The organism is Winogradskyella sp., assembly GCF_013042245.1.
Lineage (GTDB): Bacteria > Bacteroidota > Bacteroidia > Flavobacteriales > Flavobacteriaceae > Winogradskyella.
The window spans coordinates 1-23,057 of record NZ_JABDQL010000064.1; the positions used below are offsets into that span (position 1 = coordinate 1).

20 protein-coding genes are annotated in these 23,057 nt (G+C 32.9%); 8 read left to right on the plus strand and 12 right to left on the minus strand.

All coding sequences use genetic code 11. The features are described from left to right. Positions 1 to 242 precede the first annotated feature (242 nt). From HKP48_RS05095 to HKP48_RS05120, 6 genes are all read right to left on the minus strand, one after another. Positions 243 to 3,074, minus strand: coding sequence for a T9SS type B sorting domain-containing protein (locus HKP48_RS05095; RefSeq protein WP_296343498.1), 2,832 nt, complete (start codon positions 3,072 to 3,074; stop codon positions 243 to 245). Between the two features lie 117 nt (positions 3,075 to 3,191). After that, the gene (locus HKP48_RS05100; protein WP_296343500.1) at positions 3,192 to 3,743 is read right to left on the minus strand and encodes a GNAT family N-acetyltransferase; all 552 of its coding nucleotides are present in this window, start codon (positions 3,741 to 3,743) and stop codon (positions 3,192 to 3,194) included. Continuing rightward, entirely contained in the window at positions 3,736 to 3,942 is a 207-nt protein-coding gene (locus HKP48_RS05105) for a helix-turn-helix transcriptional regulator (protein ID WP_296343502.1), read from the minus strand. The genes HKP48_RS05100 and HKP48_RS05105 overlap by 8 nt, the downstream gene beginning before the upstream one ends. Positions 3,943 to 3,945: 3 nt before the next feature. After that, a complete protein-coding gene (locus HKP48_RS05110) occupies positions 3,946 to 4,452 on the minus strand; it encodes a DUF2975 domain-containing protein (RefSeq protein ID WP_296343503.1) in 507 nt (168 codons plus the stop codon). A 2-nt stretch (positions 4,453 to 4,454) separates the two neighbouring features. Continuing rightward, positions 4,455 to 4,934, minus strand: coding sequence for a hypothetical protein (locus tag HKP48_RS05115; protein WP_296343505.1), 480 nt, complete (start codon positions 4,932 to 4,934; stop codon positions 4,455 to 4,457). Positions 4,935 to 4,936: 2 nt separating this feature from the next. Next, positions 4,937 to 5,446, minus strand: a complete 510-nt coding sequence (locus HKP48_RS05120) for a DUF2975 domain-containing protein (RefSeq protein ID WP_296343507.1) — start codon at positions 5,444 to 5,446, stop codon at positions 4,937 to 4,939. 71 nt (positions 5,447 to 5,517) lie between these two features. On the opposite strand from HKP48_RS05120, the gene HKP48_RS05125 reads away from it, so the two are divergent. Together HKP48_RS05125 and HKP48_RS05130 are read left to right on the plus strand one after the other, a co-directional pair. Continuing rightward, on the plus strand, positions 5,518 to 6,051 hold the full coding sequence (locus HKP48_RS05125; protein WP_296343509.1) for a hypothetical protein: 534 nt from the start codon (positions 5,518 to 5,520) through the stop codon (positions 6,049 to 6,051). Positions 6,052 to 6,307: 256 nt separating this feature from the next. Then, positions 6,308 to 6,724, plus strand: coding sequence for a DUF2007 domain-containing protein (locus tag HKP48_RS05130; RefSeq protein ID WP_296343512.1), 417 nt, complete (start codon positions 6,308 to 6,310; stop codon positions 6,722 to 6,724). Here the strand turns inward: HKP48_RS05130 and HKP48_RS05135 are convergent. Beyond that, positions 6,714 to 8,210: a PLP-dependent aminotransferase family protein gene (locus tag HKP48_RS05135; protein WP_296343514.1), complete on the minus strand. Its 1,497-nt coding sequence runs from the start codon at positions 8,208 to 8,210 to the stop codon at positions 6,714 to 6,716. The two genes, HKP48_RS05130 and HKP48_RS05135, sit on opposite strands and share 11 nt — an antisense overlap. Before the next feature lie 84 nt (positions 8,211 to 8,294). Here HKP48_RS05135 and HKP48_RS05140 point away from each other — a divergent pair, with 84 nt between their 5' ends. From HKP48_RS05140 to HKP48_RS05160, 5 genes are all read left to right on the plus strand, one after another. Next, complete coding sequence (locus HKP48_RS05140; RefSeq protein ID WP_296343539.1) at positions 8,295 to 10,124, plus strand: TonB-dependent receptor; 1,830 nt, start codon at positions 8,295 to 8,297, stop codon at positions 10,122 to 10,124. Between the two features lie 440 nt (positions 10,125 to 10,564). Beyond that, positions 10,565 to 11,185: a hypothetical protein gene (locus HKP48_RS05145; RefSeq protein WP_296343516.1), complete on the plus strand. Its 621-nt coding sequence runs from the start codon at positions 10,565 to 10,567 to the stop codon at positions 11,183 to 11,185. 31 nt (positions 11,186 to 11,216) lie between these two features. Continuing rightward, positions 11,217 to 12,647 (plus strand): flotillin family protein, encoded by a 1,431-nt coding sequence (locus HKP48_RS05150; RefSeq protein WP_296343518.1) that lies wholly within the window; start codon positions 11,217 to 11,219, stop codon positions 12,645 to 12,647. Between the two features lie 186 nt (positions 12,648 to 12,833). Beyond that, complete coding sequence (locus HKP48_RS05155) at positions 12,834 to 13,259, plus strand: hypothetical protein (protein ID WP_296343520.1); 426 nt, start codon at positions 12,834 to 12,836, stop codon at positions 13,257 to 13,259. Positions 13,260 to 13,337: 78 nt separating this feature from the next. Continuing rightward, complete coding sequence (locus tag HKP48_RS05160) at positions 13,338 to 14,207, plus strand: cupin-like domain-containing protein (RefSeq protein WP_296343522.1); 870 nt, start codon at positions 13,338 to 13,340, stop codon at positions 14,205 to 14,207. On the opposite strand, the gene HKP48_RS05165 is transcribed toward HKP48_RS05160, so the two are convergent. The 5 genes from HKP48_RS05165 to gdhA form a co-directional block, all read right to left on the minus strand. Continuing rightward, positions 14,200 to 14,673 (minus strand): regulatory protein RecX, encoded by a 474-nt coding sequence (locus HKP48_RS05165; RefSeq protein ID WP_296343525.1) that lies wholly within the window; start codon positions 14,671 to 14,673, stop codon positions 14,200 to 14,202. The two genes, HKP48_RS05160 and HKP48_RS05165, sit on opposite strands and share 8 nt — an antisense overlap. Positions 14,674 to 14,940: 267 nt before the next feature. Then, complete coding sequence (locus HKP48_RS05170; RefSeq protein ID WP_296343528.1) at positions 14,941 to 17,355, minus strand: TonB-dependent receptor; 2,415 nt, start codon at positions 17,353 to 17,355, stop codon at positions 14,941 to 14,943. Between the two features lie 24 nt (positions 17,356 to 17,379). Next, positions 17,380 to 18,102, minus strand: coding sequence for a DNA repair protein RecO (recO, locus tag HKP48_RS05175; RefSeq protein ID WP_296343530.1), 723 nt, complete (start codon positions 18,100 to 18,102; stop codon positions 17,380 to 17,382). A 10-nt stretch (positions 18,103 to 18,112) separates the two neighbouring features. Continuing rightward, on the minus strand, positions 18,113 to 20,485 hold the full coding sequence (locus HKP48_RS05180; RefSeq protein WP_296343533.1) for a two-component regulator propeller domain-containing protein: 2,373 nt from the start codon (positions 20,483 to 20,485) through the stop codon (positions 18,113 to 18,115). Between the two features lie 118 nt (positions 20,486 to 20,603). Further along, a complete protein-coding gene (gene gdhA, locus HKP48_RS05185; protein ID WP_296343535.1) occupies positions 20,604 to 21,947 on the minus strand; it encodes an NADP-specific glutamate dehydrogenase in 1,344 nt (447 codons plus the stop codon). A 616-nt stretch (positions 21,948 to 22,563) separates the two neighbouring features. Between gdhA and HKP48_RS05190 the strand changes: the two genes are divergently transcribed. After that, entirely contained in the window at positions 22,564 to 22,845 is a 282-nt protein-coding gene (locus HKP48_RS05190) for a hypothetical protein (RefSeq protein ID WP_296343537.1), read from the plus strand. The last annotated feature ends 212 nt before the right edge of the window (positions 22,846 to 23,057 follow it).

Genomic DNA, 23,057 nt, shown 5'->3' on the forward strand with positions numbered 1-23,057 from the left:
TGCACTGCTCACAAAATGATATAGTAAAACTGTAACATTATGACTTTTATGGATATATTTACTATTCTGTGACATCGAGTCACAAAATAGTAATAATTAACGAGGCAAGCCTCGAGGTATTAAACCTAAAAGCGAATAAACAAAGAATCGAAAGAAATAAAAGTGTGCGTTTCATATGATGTATATTAAACTCCCAATATACAATTTTGAAAATCTTTTATTTTAGATAATTTTCTTTAAGGTTATCGCTTTAATGAAAAGTGCGATGAAAAAGTTGTCGCATTTCCGTCGTCATCAAAATAATCTGCTCTAAACCAATAGTCGCTTGTCGGCATAAGGTTTCCGTTAAATGTGCCATCCCAACCTGGACTGTTTGGGCTTATTTGTTTTAATAATTTTCCATATCTATTAAAAATAGTAATGAGTGTTCCTGGTCTATCACGTAGACAATTGATATTCCAAGTTGGATTGTCACTATCGCCATTTGGTGTGAAAAATTTAGGATAATCCAGCACCGTAAATGTATCTGTTGCAATATTACTACAACCATCGATTTGTCTCACTTTCATGATATGGTCGTCACAGCCTGTAATATTCATAAATGTATTATTATTTACCCATGGTCCATTATCTAATTGGTATTCATACATACGGTTTCCGCCAGTTACAGTAACCTCAACAATTTGATTACTACTAAATGCTTCCGAAATTAATTCAATGGTAAATTCCAATTGACTAAACGGAATAACATCTATTGTTGCTTCAATACTAGATGCACATTGATTTGGATCTGGTGTAAATGTATAGGTCGTGGTCATTTGGTTATTTATCGGCTGTGACCAAGCACCTGTAATACCTTCCAAGGAAATTGTTGGCAATGGATTTGTGATTTCGTCTTCGCAAATGGATTCTGGTAAATTAAACGTTGGTACTACTGGTGGTGTCACCACAATTTCTAATGTGGTATTTACGACACAACCTTGACCTGTATCTGGCGTAAATGTGTAGATTGTTGTTATTGTATTATCCAAAGCTGGCGACCATGTCCCTGTTATTCCGTTGTTAGACGTTAATGGTAGTTCTGCCAAAAACTCACCTGGACAAATCGGGTTTACAACATCAAAAGTTGGTGTTGTATTCGGTGTTACATCTATAGTTAATAGTGCTGTATTGGCACACTCATCTATATTTGGCGTAAATGTATAGGTTGTTGTAGCACTATTATTTAGGACTGGTGACCATGCACCAGAAATACCATTATTGGATGTCGTTGGTAAATCGGTTAGAATACCACCTTCGCAGATGGCTGGCACAGCATCGAAAATTGGGTCAATCCTTGATAACACTTCAATTTGTAAAGTTGTAGTATTAGCACATTCTGCTGCACTTGGTGTAAATGTATATATCGTAGTCGTAGAATTATCTAGAGCTGGTGACCAAGTCCCAGTAATACCGTTGTTAGATGTTGTTGATAATGCCGCTAAGGCATCTCCTTCGCATATTGTGTCAACGGCATCAAAAGTTGGATTAATAGGTGTATTTACGACAATTTGCAAGGTTGCAATTTCTGCACATTGCATAGCATCTGGCGTAAATGTGTAAGTCGTCGTCGTTGTATTATCTAATGCTGGTGACCATATTCCTGTAAAGCCATTGAGTGATGTCGTTGGTAATGGTGTCATTGTATCTCCTTCACAAACAGGACTAACCGTATCAAAGCTTGGAGTTGTTGGAGGCGTAACATCAATTTGTAGTGTAGTCGTATCTACACAACCTTGACCAAAATCTGGTGTAAATGTATAAATCGTTGTTACAGTATTGTCTAAAGCTGGTGACCATGTACCAGTAATACCATTATTAGACGTTGTGGGTAAAGCTGTGATTGTATCTCCTTCACATATCGGATCTATAGCATCAAACGTAGGCTCCGTTAGTGGTATGACAACAATATCTAGCGTTGTCTGATTTGCACAACTATTAGCGTTTGAAGTAAATGTATAAGTTGTTGTTGTCGTATTATTTAATGTAGGCGACCATGTGCCTGTAATGCCTTCCAAAGATGTTGTTGGTAAAGATGTCAATGAGCCACCTTCACAAATAGGTCCTACAGAATTAAATGTAGGTGTTTCAACTGGTAAAACCACTAATAGAAAATCATCTACCGTAGTATCTCCACAAATATCACTAATAGTCACTGTATAAATAGTTGTGCTATTTGGAGAAAATGTAGGGTTAGCAATATTAGGATTACTTACTCCTATGGTTGGTAACCAAGTATAAGTTACACCACTAGGAATAGTTGCATCTACTTGAATGTCATTATTCTGACATATAGTTTCGTTTTGTAATTGTAGATTATCAATAAATGAAATACTATTAAAACAGACTTGATGCAAATTAGATAAGCCACCTGTTGATCCTACAAATCCGAAAAAGACAGAATCGTCATCAGAAAAAATAACATTCTTGATATCTAAATTTAAAGTAAGACGTAATTCACAATCAAAAAACACACTTAATATTTCGGTAGTGGCATTCCAGTCGATTTTAATTTCATGTGTATTGCCATCTTCAATATTCTGAGATGTAAGACTTGCCTGTATAGGACCAGCTAAATTTGCGCTTGAATTGTTATGAAAAGGATTGCCATCTCTTTGGATAGCAATATGGTCAAAAAAAGGATCTGCTAAAAGACCTTCAGAAGGGATATTATTCTGATAGGTGTCAAATTCTATAATTAAAGACTCTGCTATACCTTGATATCCCATACCGCCACCAGCATTTCCTAATTGAGGCGTTGAATTTCTTTTAAAAACAAGTGCCATACCATCAGCGCCATCATTGTCCTTATTTCCAAAGTTATTTTGATAATTAATCGTGAAATCATTATCAAAATCTATGGCATTATCATACCAAACGCCACCAGATTGAAAATCTAAATCTTGAGTAATTATAAAGCAATTATCACCTTGATTTACAGCATCTCCTATGGTTGTTGCATTGAGTTGCGCATGCAGTATAGAGCCGGAAAACAATAAGAATATGAGGATTATTTGATTTTTTACACTCAACATTAAGGTTTAATGTATGAAGATATTAAACTATGTATTGATGCACAATACAATTAACTTGTTGTATAGTTTATGTATGGTTTATCAACGAAATATTTCTATCTGAGGTATAATTTGAAATTATAATTTTAGAAGAATAAGCTCCCATTCCTCACCATGGGCTGAATGCATATCTAGAGTTTCAAATCCTACTGCTTGATGTGCAAATGAAGAACGTTTATTTTTTGTATTTACTTCTGTAATAATAATGTCAAAGTTTTCCTTTAGTTCTGAGCTCATCTTTTTATATAATTCTCCAAAAACACCCTGTTTCCTATAAGCCTTATCAATACAAATCTGTCCCATAATCACGAACTTTAGATCAGATAAGTTTTTAATCTCTAAAACAGAATCCATAAAGTCAAACATAGGGACAAGCAAGGGAACATCAGCCTTAAACTGCTTAAGCATGCAAAGCGCATAACCAACAACCGTATCACCATCTTTAGCAATGATGTGAGGTTGGGCATCGTTCATTCGTTTTAAGACATCGAAAGAATGACTAACGGTTACAAAACCTTCAGATTTTCGTTCTTCCTTGGTAATGGTGGTGAATAGATTCTTTTTTTGAAGTTTAAGAATCTGTTTCAATTGGTCATCAGATGTTACAGTTCCGTATACTATATTATTCATTGACATATTCTAAAATATCACTTGGCTGGCAATCCAAGGCTTTGCAAATCGCTTCTAAAGTCGAGAATCGTACTGCCTTTGCTTTCCCCGATTTTAAAATAGACATATTAGCAGTGGTGATACCGATAATCTCCGCAAGTTCCTTGCTTTTCATATTTCGCTTAACCAACATGATGTCTAAGTTTACTTTTATGGACATGAGTTATATGGTTAGATCGTTTTCTTGTTGAAGGTTTAATCCTTTCAGGAATACTTCACTTAAGAATTTAAAAAACAAACCAATAACAAAATATAAAATCATACTAGAATCAAGAATTCTAAAATTTCCATTATCAAAAAACGCTAATACAAATTGAGTCAGTAACTCTACAAAACCAGCAATTAGAAAAAACATTCCTGATTTTTTAAAACTTGAAACCACATCTTGAGAAAAAATAGTACCATAAGATAAATCTATCAAACATTTTTTTATGTTATGTAGTGCTTTAATTAATACATAAAACATAAGTATTGCCAAAATAAACATTACTATTTTTAGATTTGTTTTCATTTCTGTAAAAAGTGAAGGCAAGTTTAAAATCTTTGGGATTTTTGTGGTATCCGTAATTAATAGATCTATTGAAAAACTAATCATTAGCATAATAAAAGCCATAATTAGAAGATAATAATAAACTGAAATTATAATTTTTAAGATTTTAATAGTTTTCATAATTAAATAGTTAAATCATTTTCTTGTTTTAATACATTGCCATTATTTATGAAATCAGATATTATTAAAAGACTAAAACCAATAAAAATTAATAGTATATTGGAACTGATTCCTTCAAAAAGAGTTTCTCCATTAGTATAAAATAACAAGAAAACATCCCAAGTCAAACTTAAACTTCCAGATATAAAAAATAATCGTCCAGCTATTTTAAATTTCTTTGAACTTACTTTATTGAAATAGCCATTTTTTAGAGTACTATACAATCCACTTTTAATAAAAAATAATGCTATAAACGAAATCAGAGAGAAAACAAATCCTATAAATTGAGTATAAAAACCAAAAATTAAAAAATTATAAGAATCACCAATCAAGTTACCATAATAAGGTGAGTAAAATATTAAGTAAATATTTGTTGCAAAATGAATACTAAACAAAATGATGAGCAAAATGATGAAGCTGTGTAGTAGTTTTATTTTTTTCATAATTATATAGTTAATTCGTTTTCTTCTTTGGCGTGCTTTGCTACTTTAAACACTTCACTTAAGACCATAAAAAATAGGCCTAAACACATAATACCCAAATAAGGTGTTACGCCTAATGTTAATTTTATTTTATTCTGAATAATAAGCCTTGAAAGCGGTAGAAGTATTGTAGCTGTTAAACCAACTATACTAAGCAAATATCCTATTTTATAATAGTTTTTAATAACATCTACATGGAATGGTTTTACCTGCTGAAAATAGCGTATTGTTTTTCTAAATAAATAGAAACAATAAAAACAGACGTAAAATAAGATTATAAAAACAAACAAAAACAGCTTTACGCTAAGATCAGAAAAATCAACCGCATCTTTTTCAAAATCTAAAAATACGTTAATGCTTTCTGGACTTGAAAAGGAAAAATAAATAAACAGTATTAAAAGTATTGCTGATGGTATACACCATAAAATCCAAATAAAATCTACGATAGCTTTTAGAATTTGAAGCTTTCTCATTTCAAATAATTATTGTTTTTCAATAATTTTTATATAACTAAACTTTAAATACAATAATTATATTTGTTCTAATGATAGAGAAAGAATTTACTATAAGAGAGCCAAAATCTTCAATTTTAGATATCGTTGCAGTTTCTGCGGCGCTCACAATACAGACAGGCTTTTGCTATTATATATTTACTAATGTGAGACTAAATTTTTATGCTTTTTTTTTGATTGCTCTTACAGGATATATTCTTTTCAATTCAATCATTATTCCTGGATTACGAACTAAATGTATTTATCTTAATTTCAGTAAGCGAAAAATTAAATATGAAATAGAAATTGGTCCTCTGACAATAAGAAAGAAATGGAAAGATATTGAAAATCCAGAATATGTCTCAGTATTCAAAACCCCTAAAGGTATTGAAGTAAATTTGTGGCATAACAAAAACCAAATTATAAATTTATTTGCTTATGATGACTTTGAAAAAGTCATAGAAGAAGCCTTTTTCTTTGCAGATAAATTAAACATTGATTTACTTGATGCCAGAGAACGGGGTTATCATAAATGGATAGATAAAAATTTTTACCAACAACATAAAAAAGTCCGATATATCGAATGATGTTTTTTTTAGAATTTTAAATTTTTTGTTTGTCCGTAATCAGTAATAATTTAGATTTCAAACACATTCTGTCACATTGAGTACTTCGACTGTGCTCAGTATAAACTAAAGTCGAAATGTCTTGCAAATCAAGAACTTAGATTTCTCGACTACACTTCGACTACGCTCTGTGACCACGCTCGAAATGACAGATACATTCTGATTATTACACTTTAAGGATATACAGATTAAATTTAAACAAACGCATCTTTATCAAATGGAAAAAACCTTCATCACCATAGCTAAATTTCAATACACCTCAGAAGCTCAAATTATAAAAGGACATATGGAGTCCGATGGCATCGAAGTTTTTCTGAGAGACAACTTTACTATTGATACTGACCCATTGGTAAGTAATGCTATTGGTGGCGTAAAACTTAAAGTCTTAGCAAAAGACAAAGAGGCTGCAATGGAGGTTTTACAATCTATAAAGGCATATTCGTTAGACGATGATGGTAACCCAATTATTTGTCCTAATTGTGGTCAAAATCGAGTAGAGCTATTTAGCACTATCTCTGATTTTAAATCTTTCTTCGCCTTTATTATCGGTTTTCTATTTGGCACATTGCCTTTTAGTACACGTTATCAATACCAATGTGAAAATTGTAAGACGACATTTCCTATTAAGGATTAATAAGGTTATTGTAAGAGTTTTTTAATTTTTTAATCACAGTTTCAATATCAGCCTCATTTAAATGTCCAAAACCAAAGCGTATGGCACAAGTGCTCTTGTTTTGATATAAGATAGTTTTTGGTAGAAATAAGTCTAGCTTTTTAGCTTCTTCAGCGAGTTTAATTAACGACATATTATCTTCAAACTGAAGCCAAATTGCTAATCCACCAGATGGCACATTAAACTTTATAATACCTCTAAAATAGTGTTCTAAAAAATGACATGCACAATCGCGTCGCCTTTTATAAGTTATACTATTCTTCTTTTTAAGTCGGTATATTTCACCTTCAGAAATAAGCTCAGACAACATTTGCTCTTGTATTAAATCACCTTGCTTATCTAGTAATTGAAGATAGTTTTTAGCCTCTGAAACAAAATTATCTGGTGCAACTATAAATCCTGTATGAAAACTTGGAAATAACGACTGACCCAGCTTCCCCAAATAAATAACCATACCACTAGTATCTGCAGTTGCCATAGGTAACATAGCAGAGCCATCAAACTGAAAATCATTATCAAAATCATCTTCTATGATAGCGAAGCCGTAATCTTTAGCTAATTGTAATAGCTGTAATCTACGCTTTGCGCTTAAGGTTACAGTTGTTGGATAATCTCTATTTGCATTGACGTAGACACATCTTATGCTTTTTTTAAGGAAGTGTTTTTTTATGTAATCTACATCTAAACCATCATCATCAACGGGTACGGTTTTTATCGTCGCACCTGCTTGCTGAAAAATCATGTTAGACGCATAATTACTTAACTGACCTACCAAAACTAAATCTTGCGGTTCTATTAAGAGTTGTGATACGATGTACAAACTCATTTCGGCGCTTCTCGTATTGACGATGCTCTTAGATGAAATTCTAAAGCCACGAGTAGCATTTAAATAGTTACAAAGCTGAGTTTTAAATACCGAAACCGATTCGATATGCGTTATATTCCATTTATTGATGAGAGATTTTCGTTTCATCGCGGCAGCATACCATCTCGAAAATTGGTGGGTTGGATGTAAACGTAAATCGGGTTTACCATCATTAATTATATACTTGGAAGTCGTTTTATCTTCGGTCGATGCCAAATTAAGAGACTGCTGAAAAGGAAAACCAGAATTTTTAGGATAATCGTATGCTTCATTTATCTTTTGACCTGAAGCTATAATCTTTGTAGAATTGTCATCTGGTATTAAAACAAAAGTGCCTTTGTTTGCTATGATATCCACCCAACCTTGTGAAGCTAATTCGTCATAAATCGCCACAGCTGTATTGCGATGAATCTTTAATATATCACTCAAAATACGTGTTCCAGGTAATTTGCTTCCTTTAGCTAAATAACCACGTTGTATTGCATTTATAATTTGTTGTGCTACCTGAATATATAAAGGCTGAATACTACTTTTATCAAATGAAATAAGTTGTTTTATGATTTGTTTAACCGGACTATTCATTATTTTAAAACTGGACTATTTTAATCGTCCGGAAAGTTACCACTTTTGCAAAAGTTATATTTACGTATTCATAAAAATTAAATGATGAAAAATTCCATCTGCTATATTGCTATTATTTTGGCCACAACATTTCAGATAAATGCACAAGAAAAGTCTGAAATAGAAACAGATACTTTAAAAGAAGTTATTGTGACTTCATCACGTATAGATTTGCCCTTCAAAAAAAATTCAAGAACCATAAATATTATTACCAAAAGTGATATTAAAAATAGTGCAGCTGTAAACGTTGCCGATTTATTGCAACAAGTTGCAGGTGTAGATATTAGACGCCGAGGTACTGGCGGTAGTCAAGCCGATTTATTTATTCGCGGTGGCGGATTTGACCAAACTTTATTACTTATTGACGGTATAAAAATGGACGACGCACAAACAGGTCATCATACGATGAATGCTGCATTACCAATTGAGGTTATTGAGCGTATCGAAATCGTAAAAGGACCAGCAGCCAGAGTTTTTGGACAAAACGCATTTACTGGCGCAATAAATATAGTGACCAAGAAAAATATTGAAAATACCGTTTCTGCTAATATTGAAACTGGTTCTTTTGGTCAGTTAAACGGAAACATTACAGCTGGTATTGATTTAGAAAACTCATCCCATATTGTTCACATTGGTCGTGTCACTTCTGAAGGTTACCGTTTAAATTCAGACTATGATAATTCTAATTATTTTATAAAAAGCACCTTCAATGAAGACAAACAGCCTATTCAAATGATTGCTACGTTTATGGAGCGTAAGTTTGGTGCAGAAAATTTTTATACTACCAATCCTACTTTCAATGAATATGAAGAAACACAAAATAGTTTACTAGCGTTTACGACAACTTTTAAAAACGATAAGTTTAAAGTATCGCCTCGTATCTATTGGAGACGTAACCAAGATATGTTTTTATTAAGACGTTTTGAACCTACTTTTTTTAGAAACTTTCACGTTTCAAACAAAGTTGGTGCAGAAGCTAATGCATCATACACTTCAAATTTAGGAGTTACTGGTTTTGGTTTAGATTTAGCTAAAGTAGACTTAAGAAGTAACAACTTAGGTAGCAGAAATCGTTTTATGGCTACAGCGTTTTTAGAACACCGTTTTAATCTGGCTGATGGCAAACTAGATATTACTCCAGGTATTGCAGCAACTTATTTTACAGATTTTAAATTTAACGCTTTTCCAGGTATTGATATCGGTTACTCAATCACAGATAATTTAAGAGCATACGGAAATATTGGTTATACTTATCGCATCCCAACATACACTGATTTATTTTACAACGACCCTGCTACAGCTGGTAATCCAGATTTAGAACCAGAAGAAGCTTTTTCTCAAGAAGTTGGTTTAAAGTATTTTTCACCTAAGTTTAACGCTTCTGTAGCTGTATTTAATAGAGATGCAGAAAATCTTATCGATTATATTAGACCAAATACTACTACTGGTATTTTTACTGCAACAAACATTAGAGATGTTAATACTCAAGGTATAGAAGTTGATGCAGCTTATAATTTTAAAATCAATGAGTTTAATCAAACTTTAGCTTTTGGATATTCATATTTAGATGATAATATTATGGATCAAAACCCGGATTTATCACGTTACTCTTTAAACACGTTGAGGCATCAATATATCACAAGATTAAGTACGCAACTCTTTAAAAATGTTCGTCAAAATATCGTTTACAAATATGCCGAACGTACTACAGGACAAACGTATAATGTTTGGGATGCTTCATTAGCTATTCAATTAAAGCAAATGGAACTTACTATAACAGCAAGCAACATTTTTGATGCAGATTATATTGAAGCTGGATTTGTACCAATGCCTCCGAGTAATGTGTTGTTTGGATTACGATACACGTTTAAATAAGAAAATATTACATCACAATTTTAAGCCTAGTTTAAAAGTCTAAATATATTGCTGAGACATCGAGCGGAGTCGAAATGTAATCAAAAGAAAAATATTCAAGATTTCTCGACTCCGCTCGAAATGACAGAGTCAGTTCCTTTCAGGCTTTTTTATTTTCAGCAATCCATAAATAATTATTCAATTACCTGTAACAAAACTCAGATTTTAGCTACATATATTTTGAAAGTAGATTGAGCTATTTATTTCTTAAGTTCAATTTAGTATTGATTAACCATCAAAAACTTCAAAACCTTTTCTGTCTAACAGAAAAAAACGTGTACCTATAACTAAGTATGCATAACTTTTTTGACGGCATAACTCAAACAGAATAACTTTCAATTGAGCAATTGAAAACTAATTTTCGGTTGTATATTTATTAATTTATCAAAAGCCTTGTAATTATGATAGACTGGTTTTCTAATTTAGAACTTTTTGCAAAAGTATATTGGAGTATTGCACTTGTTGGCTCAGTAATTTTTACTATAGTTATGATAATGGCATTTGCAGGTGGTGATGCTGATGATTTGGGAGATGTAGATACAGATTTTGATGGTGATATAGGTGCTGGCTTTCAGTTTATAAGCTTTAAAAATCTTGTTGGCTTTTTTACCATTTTTGGTTGGAGCGGTATTGCATGCCTAGACGCAGGTGTATCAAAACCTATAACCATTATTGTTTCTATTATTTGTGGGTTAGTGATGATGCTTATTATGGCTACACTCTTTTACTTTATAAGCAAACTTTCTGATAGTGGTACATTAAATTACAAAAATGCTATTGACGCGATTGGCGAAGTATATTTGACCATTGGACGTGACCGGTCTAAAATCGGAAAAGTAAGTGTTAACGTACAAGGTACAGTTCGCGAACTTGATGCACTCACAGATGCATTAACCGATTTAAAATCAGGTACAATTATAAAAGTTGTTGACGTGACTTCAAACGGAATCCTTATCGTAGATCAAACCCGTAAACCCATTGAGCCGTCTCAAATTGATGACGGCAATCTAATCGAACAATAAAAAATAATAACCATCCTAAATTTATAACTATATGAAATTACTCAACATTCTACTTCAAGAAAATATTATGGAAGGCATCGGCGGACCTATGCTACTCATTTTTGTAGTCCTATTTGTATTATTGACTATTATAATCCTTATAAAACGTTACAAACGTTGTCCGTCTGACCGTATTCTAGTTGTATATGGTAAAGTTGGTGGCGGTCAATCTGCCAAGTGTATTCATGGTGGTGCTGCTTTTATTCTTCCGGTAATTCAAGATTATGAATTCTTGGATTTAACCCCAATTTCTATAGAAGTTAATTTAGTCAATGCACTCTCTAAACAAAATATTCGTGTTAATGTACCATCTCGTTTTACCATTGGTATTTCAACTGAGCCTGGCGTTATGCAAAATGCTGCAGAACGCTTATTAGGGTTGGGACAAAACGAAATTCAAGATTTAGCACAAGAAATCATTTTTGGTCAATTACGTTTAGTGGTTGCATCAATGGATATCGAAGAAATTAATAACGATCGTGATAAGTTTTTAGCTAATATTTCGCAATCTGTTGAAACCGAGCTAAAAAAGGTTGGGTTGAAATTAATTAACGTAAACATTACAGATATTGTTGACGAATCTGGCTATATCGAAGCTCTTGGTAAAGAAGCTGCAGCACATGCTATAAACGCAGCTCGTAAATCGGTAGCAGAGAAAACTAGAGATGGTTCTATTGGTGAAGCTAACGCTGTACAAGATGAAAGAACCCAGGTTGCTGCAGCAAATGCACAAGCTGTTGAAGGTGAAAATGCGGCGAAAATTTCGGTTGCGAATTCTGACTCGTTACGTCGTCAACGTGAAGCTGAAGCTGAGCGTGTGGCTATAGCGGCAGAAAAAGTTCAATCTGCAAAAGCACTAGAAGAATCTTATGCGGCTGAGCAACAAGCCGAATTGGCGAGAGCTGAACGAGAGCGTTCTTCTCAAATGGCTGATATCATTGTACCTGCTGAAATTGATAAAAAGAAAGTGGAAATTGATGCTGAAGCTGAAGCAGAGCGTATAAGAAGACGTGCAAAAGGTGAGGCTGATGCGATATTATTTAAAGCTCAAGCCGAAGCAAAAGGACTTTACGAAGTCTTAACCAAACAAGCTGCTGGTCTTGATGAAATCGTAAAGGCTGCTGGCAATAACTCTAAAGATGCTGTACTTTTATTAATTGCTGATAAATTACCAGAGTTGGTAAAAACACAAGCCGAAGCTATTAAGAATATTAAGATAGATAAGGTGACTGTTTGGGAAAATGGCGGCGGAAAAGATGGCAAGTCATCAACGTCTAACTTTATATCAGGAATGTACAAATCGGTACCTCCATTACAAGAAATGTTTAACATGGCTGGTATGGATTTACCAGAGTATCTTAAAGGAAAAGACAAAAAGGAGATTGAAGCAGATGATGCTACAATTGAAAAGTCTGAAGATTAATTAAAAACCAAAGCGCTGTCACCTTGAGCGCAGTCGAAAGGTCTCTTCTTTAAAATATGAGATTTATCGACTACGCTCTAAATGACAGTTTTACTAAATTCTATCTTAATTGGGTAGAATTTTTCGTTTTTTATGATAATGGATAAATTCACTTTCAAAAGAAAACTTCCTCTATGGAAGTCAATTTTGGGATTACTCCTTTTGGCTGTTGGTATATACTCTTTATTTTCAAACTTTAGAGGTTTTATAATTATCGGGCTGGGTGTTTTTATGCTTTTAATTGAAGGCTCCGAATTCGATTTTACAGATAGAAAATACCGAAAGACAAAGTCTATTTTAGGGTTTACCATAGGCAAGTGGCAACCGTTACCAGAAATAGAATACGTATCTGTGTTTAAAACAACTGAGACTACAACATTGAGACAAACATCTGCAGAAGCGAATGTAAAAACGGAAGTGATTAAGCTAAATTTATTTTATGAGAATAATAAGCGAATTGAAACTTACAGAACCTATGATATCGAAGACGCATTTAAAAAAGCAAAGGATATAGCAACTTTGCTAAACGTAGATATTCTTGATGCTACAGAAAAAGAATCTAAATGGTTATAACTAATTTGATTGGTATTCTATCACAATTATTTAAATTTAAATTCGTTTTACTAAATTTGAATTTTAAATTATTCGAAGTTGAAGTTGAATCTACAAGACATACCTAGAGTAAAAACTATCACAAAAGAGGATTTTATTAAAAATTACTTCAGACCCCAAAAGCCAGTGGTTATTGAGCGTTTTGTAGAAGAATGGCCAGCATATACCAAATGGAGTCTTGATTACATGAAAGAAGTTGCTGGAGACATCACAGTACCTTTATATGATGACAGACCAGTGGATTATAAGGATGGTTTTAATGAAGCGCATGCCAAGATGAAGATGAGTGATTATGTTGACTTACTTAAACGTAAGCCTACTAAATACCGTATTTTTCTCTGGAATATTCTTAAAGAAGTACCTCAACTTCAAAAAGATTTTAGTTTCCCTGATTTTGGAATTCGAATTATGAAAAGCCTACCCATGTTATTTTTTGGCGGTAGAGACTCGCATACTTTTATGCATTACGATATTGACTTAGCTAACATTTTTCATTTTCATTTTGAAGGTAAAAAACAATGTATTTTATTTGACCAAAAACAGAATAAGCACCTATATAAAATTCCACATTCTCTAATTACAAGAGAAGATATAGATTTTTCAAGTCCTGATTTTGATAAGTGGCCAGCTCTTAAAAATGCAAAAGGCTGGGTTTGTAACCTTAGTCATGGTGAAGTATTGTATATGCCTGAAGGGTATTGGCATCATATGAAATATATAACACCGGGTTTTTCTATGAGTCTTCGCGCTATTGCACGCAAGCCTAAAAATTTAGGAAAAGCCGTCTATAATGTCTTTTTTATGCGTAGTTATGATAATTTAATGCGAAAATTAAAAGGCCAAAAATGGATAGATTGGAAAAATGAGCAGGCTATAATCCGAACAAATAGAGCAAAAGGGATTACTTAATTAATTCATTAATTTTTTCATAGACTAAGTTAGATTCCCAACCACGGTATAGTAAGTAGTCTGCAACCTTCTTCCTTTTCTTGTAGCTATTTTTTTCTTTAACTTGACTTATTCGTTTTTCAGTTAATTCATGAAGTGTATTAAAATAATCATCTAAGTCAATTTCTTTCAATCCGCTTTTTATAGTATAATCAGAAATTTGTCTGAACTTTAACTCTTTTATTATTCTATTTTTTCCCCATTTTTTAATTCGAAATTTTCCACGTACAAAGGCTTTGGTAAAACGTTCTTCATTTAAATAATTATTAGTGATTAAGTGAACAACAATGTTATCAATAGCCTCAGGAATCATACGCATACTCTTAAGCTTATTTGTAACGTCTTTATGGCAACGTTCCTGATATGCACAGTAGTTTTCAAGCACTTTTTGCGCTTCATAGATAGAATAGGTTTTTTGAGGGTTCATAGTACAAAAATAGAATGTAAATTCCTTACTTTGTATATTAAGTGAGATAAAAACAATCCGTTATGCTTAAAAAGTCACCTTTCTTACTACTGGAATTATTACATTAGACTGGACACAAAGAATAGAGATTTAAAGTTAACTTAAATAACTTTTAATTATGAAACGAGCATGCTAAACATATTATCACCCAAAGGAATGATTAATAGCGAACAGCATGTGTCCATAAAAAAACAGAATAAGTCCCATTTTTGTAAAAGTGGGACTTTTTTACAAACTATATTTAGCAGACAAAATAAGGTTTCTGCCTGCACCTGCAATACCTGAAGAATATGGCCTATAACGTTGATCTGTGATGTTTTCTAAACTACCTATTGCAACCAAATTCTCACTAATTTTGTACTGTACTCTGAAATTTAGAGTATACCACGATGGCGAATAAGGATTTCCATTTTTATCGCTAGCATAAAGATAATCCTTGCTTATTTCTGATGGTGCTAAATTTTCAAAAGACAAAGTACCATTGTATATCGCAAATGCATCAAAATTAAACTTTTTGAATGTCCACACAAGATTTGTACGACCAAAATTAGGAGCAATATGCCTCACTGGAACTTCTACTCCATCGGCTTCTTCAGTACCGCCAATGATATTATATTGAGACCTTAGTCTGAGCTTATCCGAAAAATTGATTTCCGCACCTACTTCAAAGCCATAGATATACTCTTCCGAAGCGTTTTGTATCGCCTGTACATCACTTAACTCACCATCATAAATAATTTGAGACTCTCCATTTAGAGTAAAATTACGACGTATTAACGCATTATCTAAAAACGTATAATAAGTCGCCATATCTAGCTTTATCTTATCATTAAAGTTTAATTTTAATCCTAGCTCTGCACCATAGGCATACTCTGGTCTTAAACCATTATTAGGCACTACAACAGCTCCAGGCTCTGAATCAAACACCTTACCTATATCGTCTATATTTGGTGCTCTAAACGCAGTTGATGCATTTAAATTCCATTCAATCATTTCATTTGGCATCCATCGAATACCTGCTGTACCTGTTAATGCTCCAGCATTAGTTTCAGATGTACTAAATGGTAAATTTAAAAACACATTATTTTCCGTAAAATCTGAAGTAGTAATAATATGGTTATATCTTAATCCTGACTGAAAAACAAACTCATTATTAGGCTTGTACTTATAACTCGTGTAAGCCCCAATAGATTGCCAAATCGAGCCATCTGGATAACGTGTCAGTGAAGAAGTATTTTCACTGGTAGCGATATTGGTTTTAAAACCCTTAGAACCTACCGTATTATACAAATATTCAAATCCATAGAACAGACTAGATTTTGGGTTGAGTGTTTTTTCTAAGTCTAAATTAAAAGACAAGGCATCTACATTTTCCGAGCGTGTTCTTCGTGTTTCTGATTGAAAATCTCTATCTGTTCGGCTTTCTTGAAAATTTTGATAAGCCGCTGTAGCTTTTATTTTATCATAAAAACTAGAACTACTACTCAATTTAGTAACAGATAAGTTACTCATAAACCATTTTTGGGGTCCATAATTCCATTCAGCTGAGCGCAAGCCGCCACCTCGTGGTCTTATTAAGCGGTCGTACCTTGAAAACTCGGATGTGGTAGAATAATGGATTCCCAAATCAAACTTTAAATTATCTTCTGGTTCAAAATGCACCTTTTGCATCAGATTAAGTTGACTGTAACCTGTAGGAGTTTGAACTAACGGTTCTGGGTTTTCAACCAATGCATCAATATTATTATTGGTCTCTACAAACTGTGATCTTAAATAATCATCAGGACCATGGCGTCCCATTCTCAAATCATCAAAGTCCGAATAACTAACACTCGTCAAAAATCCCCATTTTTTATATCCCAAACTGAAATCTAAATGTCCTGTTTTTTCATTATTAGCAGAAGAAAATCTTGAAACAGCATTAGCCTTAAAAAACAATTCGTCTTTATAAGATAATTGTGGCTTTTTGGTATAAAAACTCATAACACCACCAATGGCATCACTTCCATAAACGACGGAACCAGCACCAAGTGTGACCTCAGTATTGTTTAGTGAAAATGGGTCGATAGATATGACATTTTGTAAATTACCGCCTCTAAAAATAGCGTTATTCATACGTACGCCATCTACTGCAATTAACAAACGACTAGTCGAAAATCCTCTAATTATTGGGCTTCCGCCACCTAATTGACTTTTTTGAATAAAAACATTACCAGCCTCTGCTAAAGCATCTGCACTGGTTTGTGGGTTAGCAAACGCAATATCAGTTGCGTTTAAGCTAATTATAGTCTGAGGAATATCTTTTCTACTTTGCTCGAATTTTGAAGCAGAAACAACGACTTGATTTAAGCCTTCTACAGTTAAGCTCAAAAAAACCTTATAATCCCTCATTGCAATCTCTTTTTTGGTAAGCTTAATTTTTGTGTATAGAAAATTTTGAAAATAAATAACCTCATCGTCTGAAAAATTATCTAAGGATGCTCTACCATCAATATCTGTGACTACAGATTTATTCTTTTTTAAATTATATAAAGCAACTCCAGGAATAGGTTCCTTAGAGAGTTTTTCAAGAACTACAATAGTCTGTCCTTGTACTAAACATGAAACTATAACAAATGAGAAAAATAATATTTTAAATTTCAAAAAAATCAATATATATGGGGATTATTAGCGAAAAACTTCACTTAAAATGGTCAATGATTTTGGTTTTTTAAAACCTTCCAAATGTAACTCAAAATATAGTAATAGCATACTTAAAACATCATGACGTTCTTTAGCACTCATCTTTACTAAATACACCTCATCAAAATTTGTACCTAGCAGCTGTTTTAGCAATGTTAAATTTTTACCTGAAACTGAATAATGTCCTTTTGAAGTTGTTTCAAAAGATCCCGTACGTAAATTGAAAAAATGACTATCTGCTTTAGATTCGTTAGGTTGAAACCCTAGATATCGTGATAATCTCAGCAGAAATATAATATGAAAGTTTGCAAATTGTTCTTCACTATCCAAATACTGAAAGGCGGTTTCTATAAAATGAAATAAATCTTCGTTTTGCTCTTCTTCTTTTAAAACATTTGTCAGTAATTCTGAAAGAAACATAACTACAGCACTTTTATACACATTTGTGTATAGTGTTTTATAAAGATAGTTGGTCTTAATATCTTTTAGGTATTGCAAAGACTGATTGGATTTGTAGTTCTCTTCTACAGAAAGTTGCATCAAAGGCTGAAAGTAAACACTCTTAGCTCTATTAGTTTTTGAAGATTTAAACCCTCCTTTTATTAGATAGCTTACCGAACCACGATGCTTTGTGTAAGCGCGGACAATAAGATCGTAGTCTTTGTATTTTATTTTGCTTAATACAATAAGGTTAGACTTAATAATCATAAACTATAGCTTACCGAACAATGAGTAGCTTTATTATTTTACTTTCAAATGTATCTAAATCATTTATGATAATTAAATATACTCCTGAAGCTACAATATTATTAGCCAAATTCTTACCATTCCAAATGGCTGTACCGCCATCTATAGCAAAATTAGTTCTTAGATTAGAATTTCTTCTATTTACTCTTGATTGTGCTTCGGCAACTAAATTGCCTTCAACGTCTGTAATTTTTACATTAACGTTTTCTGTAAGGCCAACAACTTTAACGCCTTTATTAATATCATTTAAATCATTTGAACCTAAAATATTATATTCTGGTCGGACTGGGTTTGGATAAGCATATGCGTCGTCTAATTCTTCAACAGGAGATGAGCCTCCTGCTTTAAAAGATAATAGTCCTTTTGGTGTTGCAAAATAGACTGTGCCATCTGTTTCATCAATTGAGATATCATTTATTGCATTAGTTGGTAGTGGAGAACTTTCTGTTGTGAAATGATATATAGTTGTCTGTCCATTAGGTGTAAAATAAAAAACACCTGAATCTAAGGTCCCAATCCATTTGTTATTAGAACCATCAACTTCAATATCTGTTATTGTTTGGTTTTCTAAAAGCTCTCTAGCTAAACCATCTTCTAGGAAGATGATAGGCTCGACAATAATGTCATCATCCTCAAAAAAACCTGAAGTATTGAAGAGGATACGTAATCCGTTTTTTGTTCCAATCCAAAGCTGTCCAGAATTATCAACAGCTAGTGACCTTATAACCTCAGTAGGCAAACCCTGTCTTTCATCAACAATTTGTTTTATTGTAGGGTTTTCATTTTCATTAAATCCAATTAACCCATTATTTCCAGAACCAATCCACTTAGTCCCTGTATTGTTATCTACAACCATATCGAAAAAACCAACTTCATCATTAACAGGATTCTCTATAAAAGAGGCAAAGCTAAACGTGCGCCACTGGTCACTTGCAGGTGTATAATATTTTAATGCCAAATCTACTCGACTTGTCAAGTTCCAAAGATTTCCGTTGTCATCAAAACCTGATGGCCCTGTTCTTATACTTAAAAAATTAGGAGATGATGATTGAAAAGGACTGTTGGTTTCGTCAAAGAAATTAGTAGGTTGAAAATCATTAAATTCTAGAATACCGTCTATAAATGAACTTACAAATACTTGAGTGGGATTATTAGGGTTAATAGTAATCTTATTAAGTTCTCTCATACCTAGAAGACTATCAAAAGGTATATTTTGCCATTGATCTTCTCTTAATATACTTACACCGAGACTATTTAATGGAAACGGATTTAAGAACTGGTCAAACTCACCAAAAGTAATCCACAATCCGTCTCTAAACGCCTGAATTCTAAATGAACTATTAAGTAATGGACCGTCAGGTCGTATTTCTGTAAATAGACTTAAATCACCTGTATTTGTTCTTAATACTCCAAAACTAGTAGTACCAATATAGATATCACTCCCAAAGGCTACTGCTGATGTATATGTAGTTTGAAAATCTTGTATTTGATTTATTTGTGTGTTTAAATTTGCCTCCTCATCGAATATAAATACAGAACCATTAGTGATGTATAACATTTGGTTATCTGAAACTTCAGAGTCTAAAGGAAGCGAGTCAAAACTGAATATGGGAGATTGGACATCATTAACAATTTCTAATAAGGTTCTATCAGTTCTAAGAACATATAAGTTATCTTCAACAGACTCAACAGAAACATAACTTCCTGAACTTAATACCTGCCATTGGTTAGAGTCTATTAAATTGGGATTGGACAAAAGTCCTTTTCTAATACCATTTCCAGCGCTACATGCGGCATAAATAGACCCATTTCTAACAGCTGTTTTTTCTACAGGAATTTGCGTATTATTATTACCTATAAAATAAGTGTCTCCAAACTCTAATCGTTGTAAATCATATACTGAAACACCAAAATTTGTAGAAATGTAAGCAAAGCCATCATTTTCGTAAAAATCATTGATAGTTTTTGTACTTGGGTCTATACTCTCTTTCTCTAATATGTCTACAACAGAAAGTACACTTTGATCGGACTCAAAATAAATTTCAATAAGGCCTGTTTCATAACCTATTAAAAGAAGTTGACTTTCTTCACTGAATTCTATTGTAGAGATTAACTCACCAGATAGTCCTTGAATTGTAGTGATTTTTTCAATCTCATTAGAGTTTACATCGTAACTAAAAACAACATTTTCCGAGGCTGCATAGATTTTAAATTCACTTCTGGTAACATCTACAATTTCAAAATATGAAAAGTAGTCGTGCCACAATGTTGAAAAATCTTTTTGCGCTTCTAATTTAAAGATAGAGCAAATGATTATAAAAAAAACGAGAGTGTATCGTTTCAACATACTTTTCTTAATTTTCTCAAAGATATTATTAGTAACGGTAAATTCTTTAATATCATATATAAAAAAAGCTTCTGAATATAATTACAGAAGCTTTATAATTAAAAAACACTATTAATTAAACAACACCTTGTGCCAGCATAGCATCTGCAACTTTAACAAAGCCTGCAATATTTGCGCCTTTTATATAGTCAATAGAACCATCATCAGTCTTACCATATTCAACACAAGAATCGTGGATATCTTCCATAATATCTTTTAAACGCTCGTCTACTTCTTTTCTAGACCAGCTTAAGCGTAATGAATTCTGGCTCATCTCTAAACCAGAAGTAGCTACACCACCTGCGTTAGAGGCTTTTCCTGGAGCAAATAAAATCTTTGTATTTTGAAATTCGTGAATAGCTTCTGGAGTAGATGGCATATTTGCACCTTCAGATACACACATACAACCATTATCAATTAATTGTTTAGCCTCTTCTCCATTTAATTCATTTTGAGTAGCACAAGGCAAGGCTATATCACAGGCTACAGACCAAGGTCTCTCTCCTTTAAAATATTTTGCATTAGGATATTGATCAACATACTCGCTAATACGCCCACGCTTTTCATTTTTAAGCTCCATAACAAAAGCTAATTTATCTGAATCAATACCGTCTTCATCTAATACATATCCTCCAGAATCAGAAAAAGTTAAAACTTTTGCACCAAGCTCTATAGCCTTTTCAGCAGCGTATTGTGCCACATTACCAGAACCAGAAATAACTACCTTTTTTCCTTTAAAAGAATCTCCTTTTGTTTTAAGCATGTTTTCGGCAAAGTATACATTTCCGTAACCTGTTGCTTCTGGTCGAATTAAAGATCCTCCCCAAGATTGCCCTTTACCTGTAAGAACTCCGGTAAAAGAATTTTTAAGCTTTTTATACATCCCGAACATAAAACCAATTTCCCTAGCACCAACGCCGATATCTCCAGCAGGTACATCTGTATTGTGACCAATATGTCTGGATAATTCTGACATAAAAGAATGACAGAAACGCATAATCTCGTTATCACTCTTTCCTTTTGGGTCGAAATCAGAACCACCCTTTCCACCACCCATAGGAAGAGTTGTTAAGGCATTTTTAAAGACTTGCTCAAAAGCTAAGAACTTTAAAATACTAGCATTTACTGATGGGTGAAAACGTAAGCCTCCTTTATATGGTCCTATAGCAGAGTTCATCTGTATTCTGTAACCACGATTAACTTGTAGCTCCCCAGAATCATCAACCCAACAAACTCTAAATGAGATTAACCTTTCTGGCTCTACCATACGGAGTAAAATATTTTTTCCGTTATAAATATCGTGTTTAGCTATATATGGAATAACTGTTTCTGCAACTTCTTCAACAGCTTGTAAAAATTCTGGTTCGTGACCATTACGTGTTCTTACCTCCTCTAAAAATGCTTCAATTTTTTCTTTCATATTGAATTATTATTAATGTATTCTAGTATTTATAGAACAAAGATACATTATCTGTAAAAAATGTGGTAAATTTTTTAAAAATTATCAATCTATTTTTAAAAATTATTCTTTGGTTTGGATTTTTAAATATTTCCAATAAAAGTGCATTTCGTCCATTTTATTTTAAGTTTCGTCGATATTTTTTTTATTTGCTGATAACTAAGTCAAATAAATAAAACCTATGACCTTTAAATTAAGGCAATTACTACTAATCTGCATAACATTTTTAGCAGTATAGACTTCAAAAGCCAAATTTGGCTTTTCACATGAAATCGGTGTTATTACTGGTCCTGTACAGTTTAGGTCTGACTTTGAACAACGCTTTAATGAAGAAAATAATATAGGAAATACAGGTTATGGTATTGGATTAATTCATTACATAAACTTTTCTTACAGAGCAGATTGTAATTGCTATACCTCTGATACTTATTTCAATGATCACTTTAAATTAAGAAGTAAAATCTCTTACAATAAAACTAAATTAGATCATTTTGGTCGTTGGGTTTACGCTAGTCAATTTGGAATCGATGGTCAACGTCTAGGTGCACATTCTGGTGAAGAAAATTTTGATATTGGTATGCAACTAGAATATTTCCTGCTAAGTATTAGAGCTTTTTTGTCACCTACAGGTGGTTGGTCACCTTTTGTAAGTTTTGGTGTGCATTACACATTATCAAACCCTAAACAATTTACAACATTTGCACGCCAAGGCGGAAGTAGTATTTCTGATGAAAACCTATTTAATCCAGATAATATTTATGGCCCTTGGATACAAGCTCGTAATGGAGAGTACCCTATTAATACTGACCCTATAAACTCTTGGCCTGTCGTATCTAGCATCGCACCCGGAATAAGTTAACTATTCTTTCGGATTTAATGATTGACCTTAGGTTTCAATACTATTTTAGCGATTGGATTGATGGTTTTAATCACAAGTTGCCTTCAAGTAAATAATCCTCGGGGCAAGCCCACGAGGCATTAAAATAATTTCAATTGATTATTCTTTTTCAAACTTTTATAATCCTTTTCAACACCTTGTTCCTTAACATAATTTGCTATCAATTTTTCAGT